Annotated in this window: 20 protein-coding genes and 1 tRNA gene; 11 read left to right on the top strand and 10 right to left on the bottom strand. The window is 67.5% G+C overall.

Annotation, left to right across the window (positions count from 1 at the left end):
• The first annotated feature begins 126 nt into the window (after positions 1-126).
• From ACPEH2_RS13525 to ACPEH2_RS13505, 5 genes are all read left to right on the top strand, one after another.
• Entirely contained in the window at positions 127-1,242 is a 1,116-nt protein-coding gene (locus ACPEH2_RS13525) for a phosphate ABC transporter substrate-binding protein PstS (protein WP_359921127.1), read from the top strand.
• 77 nt (positions 1,243-1,319) lie between these two features.
• On the top strand, positions 1,320-2,282 hold the full coding sequence (pstC, locus tag ACPEH2_RS13520) for a phosphate ABC transporter permease subunit PstC (protein ID WP_423718888.1): 963 nt from the start codon (positions 1,320-1,322) through the stop codon (positions 2,280-2,282).
• Entirely contained in the window at positions 2,282-3,376 is a 1,095-nt protein-coding gene (gene pstA, locus ACPEH2_RS13515; RefSeq protein ID WP_359921132.1) for a phosphate ABC transporter permease PstA, read from the top strand. The genes pstC and pstA overlap by 1 nt, the downstream gene beginning before the upstream one ends.
• A 29-nt stretch (positions 3,377-3,405) precedes the next feature.
• Positions 3,406-4,185, top strand: a complete 780-nt coding sequence (pstB, locus tag ACPEH2_RS13510; protein ID WP_359921135.1) for a phosphate ABC transporter ATP-binding protein PstB — start codon at positions 3,406-3,408, stop codon at positions 4,183-4,185.
• 251 nt (positions 4,186-4,436) lie between these two features.
• Positions 4,437-5,246: a DUF559 domain-containing protein gene (locus ACPEH2_RS13505; RefSeq protein WP_423718887.1), complete on the top strand. Its 810-nt coding sequence runs from the start codon at positions 4,437-4,439 to the stop codon at positions 5,244-5,246.
• A gap of 91 nt (positions 5,247-5,337) precedes the next feature.
• Here ACPEH2_RS13505 and ACPEH2_RS13500 read toward each other — a convergent pair whose 3' ends face one another.
• The 4 genes from ACPEH2_RS13500 to sigK all read right to left on the bottom strand — a co-directional run bounded on the left by ACPEH2_RS13500 (position 5,338) and on the right by sigK (position 8,621).
• Positions 5,338-6,222 carry an aminodeoxychorismate lyase gene (locus tag ACPEH2_RS13500; RefSeq protein WP_359921141.1) on the bottom strand — a complete coding sequence of 295 codons (885 nt, stop codon included), beginning with the start codon at positions 6,220-6,222 and terminating at the stop codon, positions 5,338-5,340.
• A 329-nt stretch (positions 6,223-6,551) separates the two neighbouring features.
• Positions 6,552-7,190: a DNA-directed RNA polymerase subunit beta gene (locus ACPEH2_RS13495; RefSeq protein ID WP_359921144.1), complete on the bottom strand. Its 639-nt coding sequence runs from the start codon at positions 7,188-7,190 to the stop codon at positions 6,552-6,554.
• Positions 7,191-7,233: 43 nt separating this feature from the next.
• On the bottom strand, positions 7,234-8,037 hold the full coding sequence (locus ACPEH2_RS13490; protein WP_359921146.1) for an anti-sigma factor: 804 nt from the start codon (positions 8,035-8,037) through the stop codon (positions 7,234-7,236).
• Positions 8,034-8,621, bottom strand: a complete 588-nt coding sequence (sigK, locus tag ACPEH2_RS13485; protein ID WP_359921149.1) for an ECF RNA polymerase sigma factor SigK — start codon at positions 8,619-8,621, stop codon at positions 8,034-8,036. The genes ACPEH2_RS13490 and sigK overlap by 4 nt, the downstream gene beginning before the upstream one ends.
• Positions 8,622-8,837: 216 nt before the next feature.
• Between sigK and ACPEH2_RS13480 the strand changes: the two genes are divergently transcribed.
• The 3 genes from ACPEH2_RS13480 to ACPEH2_RS13470 all read left to right on the top strand — a co-directional run bounded on the left by ACPEH2_RS13480 (position 8,838) and on the right by ACPEH2_RS13470 (position 9,915).
• On the top strand, positions 8,838-9,512 hold the full coding sequence (locus ACPEH2_RS13480) for a fasciclin domain-containing protein (RefSeq protein WP_359921151.1): 675 nt from the start codon (positions 8,838-8,840) through the stop codon (positions 9,510-9,512).
• 114 nt (positions 9,513-9,626) lie between these two features.
• Positions 9,627-9,803, top strand: coding sequence for a hypothetical protein (locus tag ACPEH2_RS13475; protein WP_359921154.1), 177 nt, complete (start codon positions 9,627-9,629; stop codon positions 9,801-9,803).
• 39 nt (positions 9,804-9,842) lie between these two features.
• Positions 9,843-9,915: transfer RNA gene (locus ACPEH2_RS13470), tRNA-Lys, on the top strand.
• Positions 9,916-10,139: 224 nt separating this feature from the next.
• Here the strand turns inward: ACPEH2_RS13470 and ACPEH2_RS13465 are convergent.
• The 4 genes from ACPEH2_RS13465 to ACPEH2_RS13450 all read right to left on the bottom strand — a co-directional run bounded on the left by ACPEH2_RS13465 (position 10,140) and on the right by ACPEH2_RS13450 (position 13,092).
• On the bottom strand, positions 10,140-10,445 hold the full coding sequence (locus ACPEH2_RS13465; RefSeq protein WP_215487871.1) for a hypothetical protein: 306 nt from the start codon (positions 10,443-10,445) through the stop codon (positions 10,140-10,142).
• 385 nt (positions 10,446-10,830) lie between these two features.
• Positions 10,831-12,129: an APC family permease gene (locus ACPEH2_RS13460; RefSeq protein ID WP_217532630.1), complete on the bottom strand. Its 1,299-nt coding sequence runs from the start codon at positions 12,127-12,129 to the stop codon at positions 10,831-10,833.
• 28 nt (positions 12,130-12,157) lie between these two features.
• Positions 12,158-12,688, bottom strand: a complete 531-nt coding sequence (locus ACPEH2_RS13455) for a WD40/YVTN/BNR-like repeat-containing protein (protein WP_217532632.1) — start codon at positions 12,686-12,688, stop codon at positions 12,158-12,160.
• Positions 12,689-12,795: 107 nt separating this feature from the next.
• On the bottom strand, positions 12,796-13,092 hold the full coding sequence (locus tag ACPEH2_RS13450) for an SHOCT domain-containing protein (protein ID WP_217532636.1): 297 nt from the start codon (positions 13,090-13,092) through the stop codon (positions 12,796-12,798).
• A 488-nt stretch (positions 13,093-13,580) separates the two neighbouring features.
• Here ACPEH2_RS13450 and ACPEH2_RS13445 point away from each other — a divergent pair, with 488 nt between their 5' ends.
• Positions 13,581-14,057 (top strand): hypothetical protein, encoded by a 477-nt coding sequence (locus tag ACPEH2_RS13445; protein ID WP_359921158.1) that lies wholly within the window; start codon positions 13,581-13,583, stop codon positions 14,055-14,057.
• A 357-nt stretch (positions 14,058-14,414) separates the two neighbouring features.
• On the opposite strand, the gene ACPEH2_RS13440 is transcribed toward ACPEH2_RS13445, so the two are convergent.
• Positions 14,415-14,924: a hypothetical protein gene (locus tag ACPEH2_RS13440; RefSeq protein WP_359921161.1), complete on the bottom strand. Its 510-nt coding sequence runs from the start codon at positions 14,922-14,924 to the stop codon at positions 14,415-14,417.
• Between the two features lie 237 nt (positions 14,925-15,161).
• The gene (locus tag ACPEH2_RS13435) at positions 15,162-15,809 is read right to left on the bottom strand and encodes a hypothetical protein (protein ID WP_359921164.1); all 648 of its coding nucleotides are present in this window, start codon (positions 15,807-15,809) and stop codon (positions 15,162-15,164) included.
• Between the two features lie 381 nt (positions 15,810-16,190).
• Between ACPEH2_RS13435 and cmtR the strand changes: the two genes are divergently transcribed.
• On the top strand, positions 16,191-16,550 hold the full coding sequence (gene cmtR, locus ACPEH2_RS13430) for a Cd(II)/Pb(II)-sensing metalloregulatory transcriptional regulator CmtR (protein ID WP_006590980.1): 360 nt from the start codon (positions 16,191-16,193) through the stop codon (positions 16,548-16,550).
• Positions 16,547-17,149: a cadmium resistance transporter gene (locus tag ACPEH2_RS13425; protein ID WP_363492501.1), complete on the top strand. Its 603-nt coding sequence runs from the start codon at positions 16,547-16,549 to the stop codon at positions 17,147-17,149. Before cmtR ends, ACPEH2_RS13425 begins: the two co-directional genes overlap by 4 nt.
• The last annotated feature ends 249 nt before the right edge of the window (positions 17,150-17,398 follow it).

Below are 17,398 nucleotides of genomic sequence, written 5' to 3'. Positions count from 1 at the left end.
GAGAGGCGTTCGGACCCGACCCGTTCACCTGTCGTTCATCTGCGGAGCGGAACCTGGTCACCGGCGACTCTTAGCGTCGAGCCAGCCCCGCACCGGGGTGTCCCGATCACCCGAAGGAATTCACACGTGAAGCTCAACCGCATCGCCCGCGTGGGCGCTGTCGCCGCCGTCGCCGTCCTCTCCCTGTCGGCTTGCGCCGCCAACGAGGGCACCCCTGCTGGCAGCGGCCAGCCCTCCGACGGCGGCAGCTCGCTGTCGGGCACCGTCAAGGCGACCGGCGCCTCCTCGCAGGGCGCCGCCCAGCAGGCGTGGACCGCGGCCTTCCAGACCGCCAACCCGGACGTCACGGTCAACTACCAGCCGACCGGCTCGGGCACCGGCCGCGACAACTTCATCGCCGGCTCCAGCAACTTCATCGGCTCGGACCGCGCCTACAAGACCGACGAGATCGCCGCCGGGAAGTTCGGCGCCTGTGCGACGCCCGACATCGTCGAGGTCCCCGCCTACATCTCGCCCGTCGCCGTCGTCTTCAACCTCGAGGGCATCACCGAGCTGAACCTCACGCCCGAGGTCATCGGCGAGATCTTCAACGAGAAGATCGAGAAGTGGAACGACCCGAAGATCGCGGAGATCAACGAGGGCGTCGAGCTGCCCGACCTGGCGATCACGCCCGTCTTCCGCGGCGACGAGTCCGGCACGACCGGCACCTTCACCGCCTACCTCGCCTCCGTCGCGCCCGACGCATGGCCGTACGAGGACGACGACGCCTGGCCCGTCAAGACCACGCGCTCCGAGGCTGCCCAGCAGACCTCCGGCGTCGAGGCCGCCGTCAAGGCCGGCAACGGCACCATCGGCTACATCGACGCCTCGCGCGTCGGTGACCTGGGCTCGGCCGCCGTCAAGGTCGGCGACGAGTTCGTGCCGTTCTCCTCCGAGGCCGCCGCGGAGCTCGTCGCGTCGTCGCCGCTCGAGGAGGGCCGTGCCGACGGTGACCTCGTCTACGACGTCGACCCCGCCAAGGCTCCCGCCGGCTCGTACCCGATCGCCCTCGTGAGCTACCTCATCGGCTGCCAGCAGTACGAGGATGCCGACACCGCCGCCATCGTGAAGGCGTACTTCTCGTACATCGTCAGCGAAGAGGGCCAGAAGGTCGCCAACGAGGCCGCCGGCTCCGCGCCGCTGTCGACCGAGGTCGCCAGCGAGGCCCAGGCCGCCATCGACCTGATCGGCGCCAAGCAGTAACACCCCTGCTGCGGGTGGCCCTCCACGGAGGGTCACCCGCAGCCCCACGTCCGCCCGCTTCCGACCCGAGGACTGCGATGCCCCCCACCTCCGACCTGGCCACCGACCAGGCGCCCACGAGACGACCGATGCGTCGCCGCGGCGACCTCGTCTTCTCCAGCACCGCGCTCGGCGCGGGCATCATCATCCTCATCGTGCTCGCCGCGGTGACGCTGTTCCTCATCGTCGAGAGCGTCCCCGCCTTCACCGCGAACCCCGACGAGACGCAGTTCCTGAGCGGCGAGCCGTTCTGGCAGTACGTCTGGCCCTTCGTCTTCGGCACACTCTGGGCGTCGATCATCGCCCTGGTCGTGGCGACCCCGCTCGCCATCGGCATCGCGCTCTTCATCTCGCACTACGCCCCGCGCCGGCTCACCTCCGCCCTTGGCTACATCATCGACCTGCTCGCCGCGATCCCCTCGGTCGTCTACGGCCTGTGGGGCGCGCTCGTCTTCTCGCAGATCCTGCAGCCCTTCTACGTGTGGCTGAACGAGAACCTCGGCTGGATCCCCTTCTTCGCCGGTGCCGTCTCGCAGACCGGACGCACGATCCTCACGGCATCCCTCGTCCTCGCGGTGATGATCCTGCCGATCATGACCGCGATCACGCGCGAGGTGTTCCTGCAGACGCCCGTCCTCCACGAGGAGGCGGCACTGGCCCTCGGCGCGACGCGCTGGGAGATGATCCGCATGGCCGTGTTCCCCTTCGCCCGGGGCGGCATGGTCTCGGGTGCGATGCTCGGGCTGGGTCGCGCCCTCGGCGAAACGATGGCCGTCACGATGGTGCTCTCGGCCACGGGTGCGGTCACCTTCCAGGTGCTCAACTCGAACAACCCGACGCCGATCCCGGCGAACATCGCCCTCAACTTCGGTGAGGCGTACGGGGACGGCGTCAACGTCCTCATCGCGACCGGCCTCATCCTCTTCCTCGTGACCTTCGCCGTCAACGCGCTCGCGCGGTGGATCGTGAGCCGTCGCGCCGAGTTCTCTGGAGCGAACTGATGACGACGACCCTCACCCGCTCCACGGCCCGGACGCCCGTCGGCAACTCGCTCACCGCGGGTCAGCTGCCGAAGTGGATGCCCTGGGTGCTGCTGGCCGGTGCCCTCGCCCTCTCGAGCATCGTGTTCGCCATCATGAACGGCGGCGGTGACGTCGCGGACTTCAACATCGCCGCGGCGGTCTTCGTCGGGGTGGTGCTGTTCGCGATCGTCCTCGTCATCCTCTCGAGCGTCGTCGAGACCCGGCGCCGCGCCGCCGACCGACTGGCGACCGTGCTCGTGTCGATCGCCTTCACGATCGCGCTGCTGCCGCTGATCTCGCTGCTGTTCACGGTCGTCGTCAACGGCATCGCACGATTCGACCCGATGTTCTTCTCGTACTCGATGCGGAACATCGTCGGCGAGGGCGGTGGAGCGATCCACGCCATCTACGGCACGCTCATCGTCACCGGGTGGGCGACGCTCATCTCCGTGCCGATCGGCCTCATGACCTCGATCTACCTCGTCGAGTACGGACGCGGCCGTCTCGCGAAGGCGATCACGTTCTTCGTCGATGTCATGACCGGCATCCCCTCGATCGTGGCGGGTCTGTTCATCGTCGCCGTCTGCGCGCTCATCTACGGGCCCGGTCTCAACACCGGCTTCATGGGTTCGCTCGCGCTCAGCGTGCTGATGATCCCCGTCGTCGTGCGGTCGAGCGAGGAGATGCTGCGGCTCGTGCCGAATGAGCTGCGCGAGGCGAGCTACGCGCTCGGTGTGCCGAAGTGGCTGACGATCGTCAAGGTCGTGCTCCCGACATCCGTCGCGGGCATCACGACGGGCATCATGCTGTCGATCTCCCGCGTCATCGGCGAGACCGCGCCGCTGCTGCTGACGGCCGGCTTCACCCAGTCGCTCAACACCGACGCGTTCGACAACCCGATGATGACACTCCCGGTGTTCGTCTACGACCAGTTCCAGAACCCGGGCACGAATGTCCCCGCTGCCCTCGAGCGGGCCTGGGCCGGCGCGCTCACCCTCATCATCATCGTCATGGCGCTGAACCTCATCGCACGCTTCGTCGCGAAGAAGTTCGCCCCCAAGTTCGGCCGCTGACCCGCGGCATCCGACAGAAAGCACCCGAAGTGTCCAAGAGCATTGAAGTCAACGACCTCAACGTCTACTACAGCGACTTCCTCGCCGTGGAGGGCGTGTCCCTCGGCATCGAGCCCCGCAGCGTGACGGCCTTCATCGGCCCGTCCGGATGCGGCAAGTCCACCTTCCTGCGCACACTCAACCGCATGCACGAGGTCATTCCCGGCGCGCGCGTCGAGGGCGAGGTCCTGCTCGACGGCGAGGACCTCTACGGCCCCGGCGTCGACCCGGTGCTGGTGCGCCGTCAGATCGGCATGGTCTTCCAGCGGCCGAACCCGTTCCCCACGATGTCGATCCGCGACAACGTGCTGGCCGGTGTGAAGCTCAACAACTCGCGCATCTCGAAGTCCGACGCCGACGCCCTCGTCGAGAAGTCGCTGCGCGGTGCGAACCTCTGGAACGAGGTCAAGGACCGTCTCGAGAAGCCCGGATCGGGCCTGTCGGGTGGTCAGCAGCAGCGCCTGTGCATCGCCCGCGCGATCGCCGTCTCGCCCGACGTGCTGCTCATGGACGAGCCGTGCTCGGCCCTCGACCCGATCTCGACGTTCGCGATCGAGGAGCTCATCCAGGAGCTCAAGAGCGAGTACACGATCGTGATCGTGACGCACAACATGCAGCAGGCCTCGCGCGTCTCGGACAAGACCGCGTTCTTCAACATCGCCGGCACCGGCAAGCCCGGCAAGCTCATCGAGTACGACGAGACCGGCACGATCTTCACCAAGCCGTCCGTCCAGGCCACCGAGGACTACGTCTCGGGTCGCTTCGGGTGAGTCCTCCTCCCTGAGGCCACGCGCCGGCACGGATTCGGGTTCCGTGCCGGCGCGTTCTTTTGTGTGTGGAACCAGGTCGGACGTCGGACCGCGCCGTGCGGCGTGTCGCCGCGCCGCATGGCGTGTTGCGGCCCGGCATCCGACATCCTGCTCGGATCGCAGCCTCCTCCTCATCCGGCCGACCTGACCGACTATGCGAAGAATGGTGAGGAGGGTGCTCGGGGGACGGCAGACGGGCCCAGCCTGAGGTCATGTGTGGGGACGCCTCGATCGTGACCTTCGCCGCTCTTCGCACCGCGGGCGTTCCCAGATCGGCGATCGATCGCTCGGTGACGCGCGGTGTGCTGCACCGCGTGCGCAACGGTGTCTACGCGACCCGCGACGCCTACACCGGGGCCGTCGTCGCTGCGCAGCACGGCGGGGCACTGGCCTGCATCACGGCCGCGCGCCACCTGGGCCTGTGGGTGCTGGAGGACGACCGCACCACGCACGTGTGGATGGGCCGCGACGGGCGTGCGCACCACGGCGCGGACTGTGGATGCGTCGTGCACTGGGACGGCGGCCGCCGCCGGGGCTTCGGCATCCCGCCCCTTGCGATCGTGCTGTGGCAGATCCGGCGCTGTCGTGGACTCGAGTCGTTCTTCGTCGCACTGGAGTCCGCGCTCAGGAAGGGTTTGCTGCGTGCGCGCGATCGCGCCGAGCTCGTCGACCTCCTCGACCAGGAGGCACGCGATGTCGTCGCCTTCGCCCAGAGCGATGCCGACAGCGGGTTGGAATCGCTCGTGCGGTTCCGCCTGCGAGGACGTGGACTTCGGATCCGCACCCAGGTGTCGGTGGTCGCCGTCGGCCGGGTCGATCTGCTCATCGGCGACCGCCTGATCGTGGAGGTCGACGGGCGCGAGAACCACGACGGGCCCTCCCAGCGGCACAAAGACCTCGTCCGCGACGCCAACGCCGCCCTGTGGGGTCATCGCACACTGCGCTTCGACTATGCAATGGTCATCCACGACTGGGACCTCGTGGAGCGGGCCATCCTCGCCGCCGTCGCCGAAATGCCCTGACACGTCGTCGGACGGGAATGGGCCGGTTGCGGCGCGTCGCGGCATCCGCTCGGCGTGTCGCGCGCGGGATCCGACATCGTGCGCGACCGGATCAGTCGCGGGGGCTGAGGAGGTAGCGGTTGAAGGATGCGGTGAGCTCGGCGTCCACGGCCAGCGGGCGACCGTCGACGGCGGTGATCGGGGCGGCCAGGCGTACGCTCGAGACAAGCCAGGCGGCATCCGCTTCGTGCAGGGCCGAGACGGGCAGCGTCTCGTACGCGGTCTCGAAGCCCTGCGCGGCGAGGTGCTCGAACAGGCTCAGCTGAGTCGTGCCGTGCAGGATGCCGCCGTTCGGCGCCGGCGTCACGAACGCGTCGCCGCGGCGGATGATCAGCGACGCGGTCGGCGCCTCGAGCACGAATCCGTCGGAGCTCACGAACACGGCGTCGTCGGCTCCGCGGCGCTTCGCCTCGCGGATCGCCGCCATGTTCACCGCGTACGACAGCGTCTTCGCGCCCAGCAGCAGCCACGGCGCGCGCCCCGGCAGATCGATGCTGTACCCGCGGTCGAGCACCGCCACCGCGATGCCCTCGGTGCGCGCCTTCGTGAAGTCCGCGGCCGGCGCCACCGTGACCCACGCGGTCGGCGTCGGACCGTGCTCGACACCGCGGCTCAGGATCAGTTTGATGACCGCCTCGCCCTCCCCCGACGCGGCCTGCGCCCGCCGGATCGCCTCGCGCCACTGCCCCAGGTGCGGCGCCGGCAGCTCGCAGATCTCAGCGGAGTGCGCGAGTCGCTCGAGGTGCGGCTCGACCTCCTGCGCGTGCCCGTCGACGACGCCGATCGACTCGAAGATCCCGTCGCCGCGCTGCGTGCTCAGCTCGCCCACGGTGAGCGCGGGGGCCGACGGGTCCACCTCGGTGAGCGTGTCGGCGAAGTCGGTGCGCGCATCGTCGGATGCCGCGGGGTCGATCATGAGAGCGAAGCGCCAAGCCATGCGACGAGCCTACGCGGCGGCATCCGTCCGCGGCGGTGTCGACGGATGCCACGGATCGTGCGCGACACGCCGCTGAAGAGCGACGGGATGCCGCGTGTCACCCGGCATCCGTTGCACCCGTGAACGCGCACGACGCCCGCGCCGCGACACGCCCGGCCCGAACGAAATCCCCCGCGGGCTGGAATACCCGCGGAGCCCCTCCGTTACACTTTTCTAGCCGGGCCGCAGTAACCCCGGGCTCCATCTTCAGCCGCTGCGAGCGGCCACGCGCCGAGAGGCGTTCTGCGGCCCGGCACTTTCCTCCCCGCGACCGCGACGCGGCCCCCGACTCAGGTGAGGCCGTCGCGGCGCCACAGGGCCGCGGCCGCCGTGAGGTCGCCGGCGTAGGTGTCGAGGCGCAGCGCGCGGGTCGTGAACTGCGACGCCCGGCCGGGTTCGCTCGCGTCGTAGTCGTCGGCGAGGTCGGTCGCGCCGGCCGAGACGACGCGCGAGAACGCCGCCGCCCGCTCGAGGGCGAGCGCGAAGTCGCCTGCGAACACCCCACGCATGATGAGGTCGATGAGCGAGACGAGCTCGTCGGGGCTTGCCGGTGTCGGCGCCCCCGCGATGACGACATCGGCCGATGCGAGCCGCGTGCGTCCCCGCTCGTAGAGCAGCGCGGACGTCGCCGAGTCGTCGTGGATCATCAGCTGCAGCAGGTACAGCCGCCACAGCGCGCCCGGCAGCGACCGGGCGGGCGACTGCGCCCACAGCTCGGCGATGGTCGCGATGCCGTGCGCGTCGGTGAAGGTCACGAGCCGGTCGATGACCTCGTCGTGCGGCGCCTCGCGCACCCGCGAGAGCAGAGCGGATGCCGTGGCGTGCGCCACGCGGCTGGCTTCAGCGGGATCGTCGGCGGCGAAGTTGCGATCGAACGAGTCGGGGGAACGGCGGACCGGCTTGTGGAAGTCGCGGGACGCGTCAAACATCGCTCCAGGCTACCCCGCAGGGCGGGGACGAGACCCGAGAGGCTCAGGCCGTGGGGATCGTGATGATCGGGTCGGTCGTGGGCGAGCCGTCGGGCGATCCGCCCTTCTGCTCGACCGTGACCGCCACGATGTCGCCGGGCTCGAACTCGCCGGACAGCAGCGCCGTGACCTCGTCGGACGGGTCGAACACGCCGGCCGAGATCGGCTGGTCGCCGCGGATGAACCACAGCTCGAAGGAACGGTCCGAGGGGATCTCGGGTGCGTCATCCGTCGTCAGCACGACCTTGTCGAGCTCGTCCGACCAGTGCAGCACGGCCTCGCCGCCGTCGGTGAACTGACCGGTCACGGTCTGCGCGTCGGGCGCGGCCTCGATCTGCTCCAGCGCCTGCACCTCGAGGGGCGTGCGGGCCTGTTCGACGAGGGATCCGACGCCCCAGCCGATGCCGACGAGAAGTGCGGCGGATGCGACGAGCGCGAAGAGTCCGCGGGTCCAGTTGCGTCGCTGCACGGCCTGGATCGCTTCGGTCGGCGGTCCGGCGACGACGGGCTCGTCCGCCGGAGCGGACTCGGCCGCAGGCTCCGCGGCGACAGGCTCAGCGGCAGCAGCACGCGCCGGGGCCTGCGGCATCCCACTGATCTGCTCGAGCAACCGGGCCCGCAGATCGGCGGGAGGGGCTTCTTCGCCCGCGCCTTCGGCGAGGAATCCGGCGACCTGTGCGTCGGCGTCGACCTGGTCCTGCCACTCGGGGTGGGCGGCCAGTGCGTCCTGGTAGGCGCGTTCGTCCTCCGGCGACAGCGCGTCGAGCGCGTGCCCTGCGGAGAGTTCGGCGAAATCCTTCTCGTTCACAGTGTCACCCCCATCTCCTGTCGTAGGCGGTTCAGTCCGTCGCGCATCCGTGTCTTGATCGTTCCCAGCGGTGCTCCGAGGAGCGTCGCAATCTCACTTTGGCTGTATCCCCCGAAGTACGCGAGGGTCAGGGCTTCGCGTTGCGGGTCGGGCAGAGACCGGAGTGCGCGGACGACGCGACGTCCTTCGATCTTCATCTCGACCTGTTCGGCGATGCCTTCTTCTTGTGTGTACGCGTCCCGGGCTCCGACACGCATATCCCGGTCCACGCTCGATTGTGACGAGCGCACCCGGTCGACGGCCCGACGATGGGCCATCGTCAGGATCCAGCTTCTTCCTTGCCCTTTGTTCGGAGCGAACGAGGAAGCGGATTGCCAGACCTCGAGGAAAACCTCCTGCAGCACCTCTTCGCTCTGCGACGGGTCGACGAGGACGCGTCGGATCAGTCCGAACACCCGTGAGGAGAGCATGTCGTAGAGCTTTGCGAAGGCCGCCTGGTCGCCGTCGGCGATGCGGACGAGGAGGTCGCCGGCGTGATCTGCCGCCTGCCCGTCGTCGGGAACGTCAACACCGTCGATAACCATCGCCTCTCAGCATGCCACCCCGGAGACGAGGAACTCGGATGCCGGGGCTTGAAACCCCGGCGACACGTGGGATCGAGAGCGTTTCGTGACCGTCGGCATCGGGCCAGCGAGAACCCGCGAAAAAGAATCTCGGGAAATGTGCAATCCGTTTGCCTCGTGGTTCCGAAGACCAGACATCGCCGCCGCAGAGGGCGGTCCCAACACATGGAGGACAACATGTTCAGCACGAAGAAGAAGATGACCGCAGCACTCTCTCTGACGCTGGTCGGTGCGTTCGTTCTCGCCGGCTGCTCGTCGAGCACCGCCCCCGAGGGTGGCACCAGCAGCGAGGGCATGGAGTCGCAGGAGCCGATGGAGTCGCCCTCGCCCGAGATGACCGAGGACACGATGGACCCCGCCGCCAACCTCGTCGGCCCGGGCTGCGCGGACTACGCCGAGGCCGTTCCGGACGGCGCCGGATCGGTCTCCGGCATGGCGCAGGACCCGGTGGCCACCGCGGCATCCAACAACCCGCTGCTCAAGACGCTGACCGCTGCCGTCAGCGGCCAGCTGAACCCCGACGTCAACCTGGTCGACACGCTGAACGGTGACGAGTTCACCGTCTTCGCCCCGGTCGACGAGGCGTTCGCCAAGATCCCCGCCGAGACCATCGAGGGTCTGAAGACGGACTCCGAGACGCTGACGTCGATCCTCACCTACCACGTGGTCCCCGGCCAGATCGCACCCGATGAAATCGTCGGCACGCACGCGACCGTTCAGGGCGCTGACCTCGAGGTCACCGGCTCGGGCGACGAGCTGATGGTCAACGACGCCAACGTCATCTGCGGTGGCGTCCAGACCGCGAACGCGACCGTCTACCTCATCGACACGGTGCTGATGCCCCCGATGTGATCACGGTCTTCTCGACCGGCGGCGTCGTCGAAGCTCTGCGGGCTTCGGCGGCGCCGCCTCTTTTTCCCTCGTGTGGGGGATGCCGCAGGTCGCCGCCGTCCGTAGCGTCGAAGTATGGCGAACAAGAACATGAACGGGATGTCGTTCGGCCTCTGGATCGCGATCGGGAGTCTCGGCGGGATGATGGTGGGGCTACTGTTCCTCGACAACATCGGACTGGGTGTCGGCTTCGGCCTGTCGTTCGGCATCATGCTCGGGATCATCTTCGGCAGTTCGAAGAGCACCGAGTGACGGATGCCGCGCCGCTCCCCCATTAGGCTGGGACGCTGAGGGCCTCTAGCTCAGTCGGTAGAGCATCGGACTTTTAATCCGCGGGTCGTGGGTTCGAGCCCCACGGGGCCCACCTCTATGGCAGCGTCGGAGTTTGGTCCCTGCGAGCCGCGCCACGCACCGAATCTGCTCGACTGGGTGATGCTCACGCCGACAGTCGCTTGGCCCGCGCGGCGGACCTTGCCCGTGCATCGCATCGGGCGGGCTATCTGAAAACACCGCGTCCGCGGGCGACGGGCGCGGGCGCGTGAAGCGGGACTGGCACGCATGACGACCGGCTACTGCGCGCTCGGGTGACTAGCGATCTCCTGGAGGATCGCCGATCTGGGAGGTGCTGGCTTCATCGCGCGGATAGTGCGTGATCGGGCTTCGCCCGAGTTGGATATCCGAGTATGCGTCGGATGCCGAAAGCTCGGAAGCAGCATGGCGCGGCCGCCGCCTCCGGCGGATGAACCCAATAGTGATGAGGATCGCGAGCAACACATACCCGATCAGCACGATCCACTGCGCCGCCGGCCAGTTGAACGCGACCGACGCCCACAGCAACAGGAAGCCGAACACGACAACCGCGATCACCGTGGTTCGGAGAATTGGGCGGCCCATGATGTGACCCCAATGGGGCGCCACGGACGGCGCCAGCCCGTCAAGCCGTTCGCTGAAGGATCGGGACGTGACTCTGTCCCCGCGCGTATCCCGGGGGTGTTGGCAGGGTGAGGCGGTCCCCTCGTCTCGCGGGTCAGGGATCCGGTCGGCGAAGGTACCACCACGCGACATCACACCAGCAGTCGAGGTGTATGGCCCCCAGATGGGGGGATGCTGGGGCTCGGGTGCCGCGCGCCGTCAGTGTACGCGCGACCGCGCGTGTCGGCGAGGATCTCGATACGCGGCGCAACGGCGGCCATCCGACCTCGAATCCACGGTCCCAGACTCGTCCACGGGATCCGGGCCTTCTCGCGTGCCGATCGGCTCGGTCTAATCGGGTGCGGGGTCAGCGATCGCTGGTCTCCCTTCGAGTTCGGCGGGCTACGACCCAGGCCTGCGCGGCGAAGATCACTGCTGGGAGACCTGCTGCGACGGCAACGGTGGGCAGATCGGATTGCGCCTTGCTGATCGTGAACGCGGCGAGGATCGCGACGTCCAGCACGATCGTGGCGATGGGTAGCCAGCGCTGCGCGTTGATCTTGTCGCGCAGCCGGCGAAGCACTCCCCACTGCACGGCGATGTCCATCGTGAGATAGAGGAAGACCCCCAGTGCCGCGATGCGGCTCAGGTCGAGTACCGCGGTGAGGATGATCGCGGCCCCGGCAGTGATCAGCAGCGGCTGGTGCGGCACCCGCGCCGGCAGGGAGGGGGCTTGCTTCATCTCCTGCAGCATCCCGTACAGGCGCGACACCGAGAACAGGCTGGCGAGCAGTCCGGAGAGGGTCGCGATCACCGCGATCGCGACAGTGATGCCCACGCCCCACGCGCCGAACACCGGGTCTGCTGCTTCAGCGAGGGCGTAGTCGCGGGCATCGATCGCGCCGGACGCCCCGATGCTCGCACCCACCGACAGAGTGATCAGCAGATACAGCACCGCGCAGATCACGATCGAGATCGTGATGGACCGGGCGATGTTCCGCTTGGGGTGTGCCAGGTCATCGCCCTGGTTTGTGATCGTCGTGAAGCCCTTGTACGCGAGCACGCACAGCGCGACAGCGGCGATGGCGCCGAGGATGCCGTCGCCGCTGTCGGAGCTGTGTGAGAAGAACCCGGCGCCGGTGGCGGCCGCACCGATGAGACCGGCCGCTGCGAGGACCGCGATCCCGACGATCTTCAGGACCGCGGTGACCAGCGCGGAGCGTTCCACGAGCTGGTTGCCGACGAGGTTCACTACAGCCGCGGCCGCGATCGCGATGATGCCCAGCAGCGGCACCAGCACGGCGGAGTCCTGGAGCCCGAAGGGTCGCAGCAGGTAGGTGCCGAACGTGCGGGCGAGGAGGCTCTCGGCGACCACCATCGACACGTACATGAACAGCGAGAACGACCCAGCGACCACGCCCGGGCCATACGCGTCCTTCAGCAGCATCGCGATGCCGCCCGCCGACGGGTTCACGCTCGAGTACCGTGCGTAGGCGTAGGAGCTGACACCTGCGACGGCGGCGCCGGCGATGAACGCGACCGGGAACCAGTCGCCGGCGAGTCCGGCGACCTGCCCGACGAGTGCGAAGATCCCCGCGCCGATCATCACCCCGGTGCCCAGCGCCACCGAGCCGACGAGGCTGATCTTCGCGGACTGCTCGCTCACGTGCGCCTCCCGACTCGCAGGTCCCGGGTCACTGGTCGCCGCCGAGGAGCCGGAGCCCGCTGTCGTCGGCCACGGCGATCTCTCCCGACGAGGTGAGAGCGACCGCCTGCGCCTGGCCGTCCGCACTGCCGACTTCGGTCCACGATACGGCGGCGTCCGCGCTCGTCCAGATGGTGCCCTCGGCGTCGACTCCGACCAGGGTCGAGTGGTCGGGGGATGCCGACAGCAGATACAGCGCCGGCGCATCGGTCACGGGCGCGAAGGTGGCCGCCCCGTCCACGCTGAACAGAACCCCGCCGGGGGTGGTGGCGTAGACGGTGCCGGTGTCGTCGACAGTGAGCGCGTACGCGGAGATGTTCGCGCCCGCTGCCGTCCAGGTCGAACCGCCGTCGGTGCTGGTCAGCACAGCAGGCTCATCTGTGGAGAGCCCGTACAGGGTGCCGTCGGGTCCGGCGGTCAGGGCGTGGAAGTCCTTCTCGCTCGTGTACGCGATGGGTGACCAGGACTGGCCGGCCCCCGCCGCGTTCGACGTCGCGCTCATCTGCTGCCCGTTCGGCATGTCGTCATCATAGCCTCGCTCGGCCGACCAACCGCTGGCCCACGGCCAACGCATGATCCGGCGGGTCTCAGAACGCCGTGGACCCGGTGATGACCGGGCAGCGCGTCTCATCCGCCTCTGAGAACACGCGAGCGCTCGTTGAACTCGTCCGTGTCGATCTCGCCGCGCGCGTAGCGCTCTTCGAGGATCCGCTGAGCCGACGACACCGCAGGACCAGGCGACGCCTCACCGGTCGTCGGAGGGGCGGAAGCTGCAGGCGATGTCGTACTGCGAGTGCTCAGCCGGACCGCCACGTACACCAGCAGCCCGATCCCGATCAGGATGAGAACAGCCCACAGCCAACCCCAACCCCAGCCCATTCCGAAGCCCATGTCGTAGCCGCCATCACCGTCATCCCACATCATCAGCACACCACTTCTTCCTCACGGGGACCGTGCCCCTCCCCTGCATGATCACCACCTATACCCCCGGCGGGTATCTACAATTCCAAGCTACGTCTCGCTGTGGCGGGGATGCGGGACCAAGGTCCCGGGCCCTGGCACGTCAACGCTCCCTCCGAACGGGCTTCCAGTTCCCCGCTGTCGCACGCGTCTCCTCGTCAGCCATCAGCTCGCCGAATGGATCGGCGCAGGTAGCAACGGGGCCCTAATCGCGCGCGTCTCCGCGCGTACGCGACCTCCCTGGATCGCGCATTGCCCGCAAGAGGATGCCGCGTGTGCAGTTGAGAGGGTGTCCCGATTGAGCATGCGGCCGCGCGGAGGGGGGAGTCTCGTCACATCTCGGTGACAGGAAAATACAGCTTCTAATTCGATTGAAGATTCTACTTGACGCGAGCGATCGGCCTGTCGCATGCTTCTATGAAGCAGATACATTCTTGAAAGTAGGATCCATCATGATCGTTGTGAATCTCAAGCGCAGCTACCCGCGCGTCCAACTCGGACAGGCGGATCTCGATGCCGTAACACTCAGTGCCTGGGCCGGAGTGACTGAAGAGGCGATTGACCGCTTCGGCGACGTGATTCTCGGGGTCTACCAGGACAAGGTCGTCTCGGCTTATAACGTCACCAGTCACTCGCGCGACGACGAGGGTCGCGTCGTGTTCGAGGGAATCGAATCGCCCGAGTTCGAGCACCTCATCGGCCAGCCGAGCCCGGTGCCGGCATGGAAGCGCGGACAAGCGCGCCCCACCCGATACATCGACACCGAGATCGTGCGCACGGGAGCGGCACCAATCGAGCTGCTCGAGGACGGCCTCCGCCGCGCCGTCGTCGACGGCTACACGCTCACAGTCGACGCCAACCGTATTGCCACCATCAGTGTGCCCAAGGGCGGTGCCGTGATGGTGCTCACGGGCGAGATCGCCTTATGAGCTCGATCGCCGCTCGTGACCTTTACACTCCGGCCTGCTGTATGTCCGGAACCGGCGACTCCCCGGCGGGTGATGATCCGTCCCAGGGTTGGCGCAAGCGCGTCGATTTCGATGCCGGCGTCGAGGTCCTGCACGACGAACTCGACCGCCTGATCAGTATCGCCATCGCAGTTCCCCTTTCGCTCTTCAGACAGTCGTGGACACGCCCGATCCGAGAGACAGTATTGAGAGCGACGCGGACCGAGCGCAAAAGCCCGTCCTTATACCTCTAGCGCAGTGCCCCGCAACGGGATCGGTGCTCGAGGCGACTCTGGCCGATAGCGCCATAGCCGCACCGAGCGACCCTCCGTCATACCGTCATCGCTGAGTGGTGGTGTGGGTTCCGTGCGATACGAACTCGGCGAAGTACTGCGCGGCCTGCTGTCGGCTGTGCTCGCTCTGCCAGGCGTCAGATTTGCCATAGCCGGCGACCGTCTCTGCCGGATGCCAGCGACCGCCGATGTAGACGAACGGGAAGTATGGGTCCTCCCAGTCGCCTCCGATCTCGAGGATGCGAGCGAACCCGCTGCGCTCGGCAAGCATCGCTTGGTAGGCGCGTCGGCGCCACTGCTGTGGCGAGTCCTTCTTTTCAAGCAGCGCCAGACCGCGAGGACGTTCTATCTCCGTGTGGATCGTCGTGCGCCCGGCGGATAGCTGGTAGCCCGGTAGCCCGGCACTCACAGGGATACGCGGGACGAACTCAGCGAGGAGCCCGTCATAGGCGCCATGGGGTGTGGCTATCGCCCAAGCGTGTCCGTGGATCTCCAGCCGTTCCCGCTCGGCGCTTGCGGTCTTGCGTTCTCTGATGATGTCGTCAAGCTCGCCCATTCACGCTCCTCCCACGCATGGCAAAAAGCTACAGCAGACACGCGAACAGCCGGACTCGGCTGCGGTGGAGGGCTTGTGCCGGTCGTCTGCGCCGTGACCTCGGTGCACGCTCTACCCCCGCCATACGCGCAGCTCCCGTAGCGGGATCCCTCCACAGCGAGCCGGTGATCCGTTCAAGACCACGAGCAGTTGACATTGGCATCAACGGCTCCATCACCGACCAGACCTTGCCAAAGATCAGAAGGTGATGCTGGCGTTCAACTCCTTCAGAAGCTGTGCGGTCCGGGCGGCTGCGGCGCTTGGGTCCCCGAACAGGTCCGCGCTCTTGGGTGCCACGGCTGAGACGACCCACTTGCCGTTCTGGATGGCGCACAGCGGGTTCACCCCACCGGTCGTACACTGCACAGCACCATCCGTGTAGTTCGTCTGAGCACGGGAGAGATCCGCGGCGGCTTCCGCATCCGTTTGATAGTCCGTGACGTATACCGAGATAGTCGTCTTTTCGGCATCCGTGCATGATGACGATGAGAGTGTGGAGTCCCAGTCCGCGACGTAGGAAGACTCGAGGAACGCGCGCCGTGGCGGGTTGTAAGCGTAGTCACCTTCCTTCCACCAGGGGCCACCGAGGCTCAGGCAGTCCAGACCCGCCGTTTCCAGCTCGTCGGCCATCGCAGTGGTGACGAGCACGAAGTCGCCGACCCGGTCGGGGATCGACATGGTGCCGGTGACGTTCACCGGCGTCGCGGCGACCGGCGCCTCTTCAACGGGCGCCGCAGCCGGCTCCTGGATGGCATCCGAAGCTACATCAGGCGTAGCACTCGTGGCACAGCCAGGGACAAGAAGCAGTGTAGACAGCCCGAGAACAGGCAGAGCGATACGTCGCATGCGATCCCCCGTCAAGCGCACCCCAGTGCGCGCGATCAGTGCCATGGTGCGGCATTAGCCAACCTGGCGGAGACCACGACCTCGGCGCGCGACCATGCCGGCCGCGCACACACTCATGGCTCTCTTTGGATCCAAGGACCGTGACACTCGTACGTGCAGTGCACTCGCAACTCGCCTTTATCCCCGGCGGCGTGGAGTATGGCGCCCATGATGTGTCGACACGCCAACGTCTCCTCCCGATGGACTGCGCCCTCAACGCAGCGCTCATGCACGATGCGGAGCCGTGAGCGAGCACCGCCCGTATGAGGATCCCCTTACGGGCATGCGATCTGGGCTGACGCCTGTGACCGAGTGTTCAGTGCGCGCTGTATAGTTCAGTCCATGCTGACTATTGCTTCGCGTCTCGACGTGATGAACCGCCTGGGTCGTGCACTGGCCGACCCCACTCGATCCCGGATCATCTTGACCCTGCTCGACCATCCCGCTTACCCGGCGGAACTGGCCCGAGATCTGGACCTGACACGCCCGAACGTGTCCAACCACCTGGCATGCCTGCGCGATTGCGGGATCGTCGTCTCCGAGCCCGAGGGTCGTCGGACACGATATGAGATCGCCGATTCGCACCTGGCGCAGGCGCTGACGGCACTGGTCGATGCCACCCTGGCAGTGGACGAAGACGCCCCGTGCATCGATCCCGCCTGCTCGCTTCCCGGATGCGACGCAGCTGGGGAGGGCGCATGATCCTCACCTCGGTCTTGCAGGCGATGGGCCTGTTCGCAGCGACCAACATCGACGACATCATCGTGCTCTCCCTCTTCTTCGCGCGAGGGGCAGGCCAGCGCGGCACTACCGCCCGCATTCTGGCCGGCCAGTACCTCGGATTCGCCGGCATCCTCGGTGCCGCGGTCCTGGTGACCATCGGTGCCGGAGCATTCCTGCCCTCGGCAGCCATCCCGTACTTCGGTCTCATCCCTCTGGGCCTCGGCCTCTGGGCCGCATGGCAGGCCTGGCGCGGAGACGATGATGACGATGACGACGAGGCCAAGGTTGCCGGCAAGAAGGTCGGCGTGTGGACAGTCGCAGGCGTCACCCTTGCCAACGGCGGCGACAACATCGGCGTCTACACCCCTGTCTTCCTCAGCGTGGAACCTCTCGCAGTAGTCGCCTACTGCATCGTCTTCCTCGCGCTCGTCGCGGTCCTGGGGGCCCTGGCAAAGTTCGTCGCCACCCGCCCCCCGATCGCCGAAGTGCTCGAACGCTGGGAGCACATCCTCTTCCCCATCGTTCTCATCGGCCTCGGCATCGTGATCCTCGTCAGCGGCGGAGCCTTCGGACTCTGACGTAGCGGCAGCGATCCAAACGGCCCCGACCGGGCGCACCCCTCTCGGTTCAGACCGCGACACCTACCTGCAGCCAGTCCTGCGTGATCGCGGCAACAAGTGACTTTGTCAACCTGATTTGGCCCCGGGGTGACGGTTTGAAGTGCCCCCGTCCTGGCGGCGGGTCGATGTGGGTGGCTGTCTGTTGTCAGGCGCAGCAGGAAGTGGGGAGTTCGTTGCGGAAGAGGTTCGCAGTGAGGCGGATGCCTT

The organism is Microbacterium sp. NPDC064942 (genome assembly GCF_049545525.1).
Lineage (GTDB): Bacteria > Actinomycetota > Actinomycetes > Actinomycetales > Microbacteriaceae > Microbacterium > Microbacterium gawkjiense.
This window is presented reverse-complemented; position numbering and strand designations above follow the sequence as displayed.

Bases quoted from the DNA above. Each gene is read 5' to 3' on its own strand.
- pstC (WP_423718888.1), top strand. From the start codon at position 1,320: ATGCCCCCCACCTCCGACCTGGCCACCGACCAGGCGCCCACGAGACGA.
- pstA (WP_359921132.1), top strand. From the start codon at position 2,282: ATGACGACGACCCTCACCCGCTCCACGGCCCGGACGCCCGTCGGCAAC.
- ACPEH2_RS13505 (WP_423718887.1), top strand. From the start codon at position 4,437: ATGTGTGGGGACGCCTCGATCGTGACCTTCGCCGCTCTTCGCACCGCG.
- ACPEH2_RS13500 (WP_359921141.1), bottom strand. From the start codon at position 6,222: ATGGCTTGGCGCTTCGCTCTCATGATCGACCCCGCGGCATCCGACGAT.
- ACPEH2_RS13495 (WP_359921144.1), bottom strand. From the start codon at position 7,190: ATGTTTGACGCGTCCCGCGACTTCCACAAGCCGGTCCGCCGTTCCCCC.
- sigK (WP_359921149.1), bottom strand. From the start codon at position 8,621: ATGGTTATCGACGGTGTTGACGTTCCCGACGACGGGCAGGCGGCAGAT.
- ACPEH2_RS13480 (WP_359921151.1), top strand. From the start codon at position 8,838: ATGTTCAGCACGAAGAAGAAGATGACCGCAGCACTCTCTCTGACGCTG.
- ACPEH2_RS13475 (WP_359921154.1), top strand. From the start codon at position 9,627: ATGGCGAACAAGAACATGAACGGGATGTCGTTCGGCCTCTGGATCGCG.
- ACPEH2_RS13465 (WP_215487871.1), bottom strand. From the start codon at position 10,445: ATGGGCCGCCCAATTCTCCGAACCACGGTGATCGCGGTTGTCGTGTTC.
- ACPEH2_RS13455 (WP_217532632.1), bottom strand. From the start codon at position 12,688: ATGCCGAACGGGCAGCAGATGAGCGCGACGTCGAACGCGGCGGGGGCC.
- ACPEH2_RS13450 (WP_217532636.1), bottom strand. From the start codon at position 13,092: ATGATGTGGGATGACGGTGATGGCGGCTACGACATGGGCTTCGGAATG.
- ACPEH2_RS13445 (WP_359921158.1), top strand. From the start codon at position 13,581: ATGATCGTTGTGAATCTCAAGCGCAGCTACCCGCGCGTCCAACTCGGA.
- ACPEH2_RS13440 (WP_359921161.1), bottom strand. From the start codon at position 14,924: ATGGGCGAGCTTGACGACATCATCAGAGAACGCAAGACCGCAAGCGCC.
- ACPEH2_RS13435 (WP_359921164.1), bottom strand. From the start codon at position 15,809: ATGCGACGTATCGCTCTGCCTGTTCTCGGGCTGTCTACACTGCTTCTT.
- cmtR (WP_006590980.1), top strand. From the start codon at position 16,191: ATGCTGACTATTGCTTCGCGTCTCGACGTGATGAACCGCCTGGGTCGT.
- ACPEH2_RS13425 (WP_363492501.1), top strand. From the start codon at position 16,547: ATGATCCTCACCTCGGTCTTGCAGGCGATGGGCCTGTTCGCAGCGACC.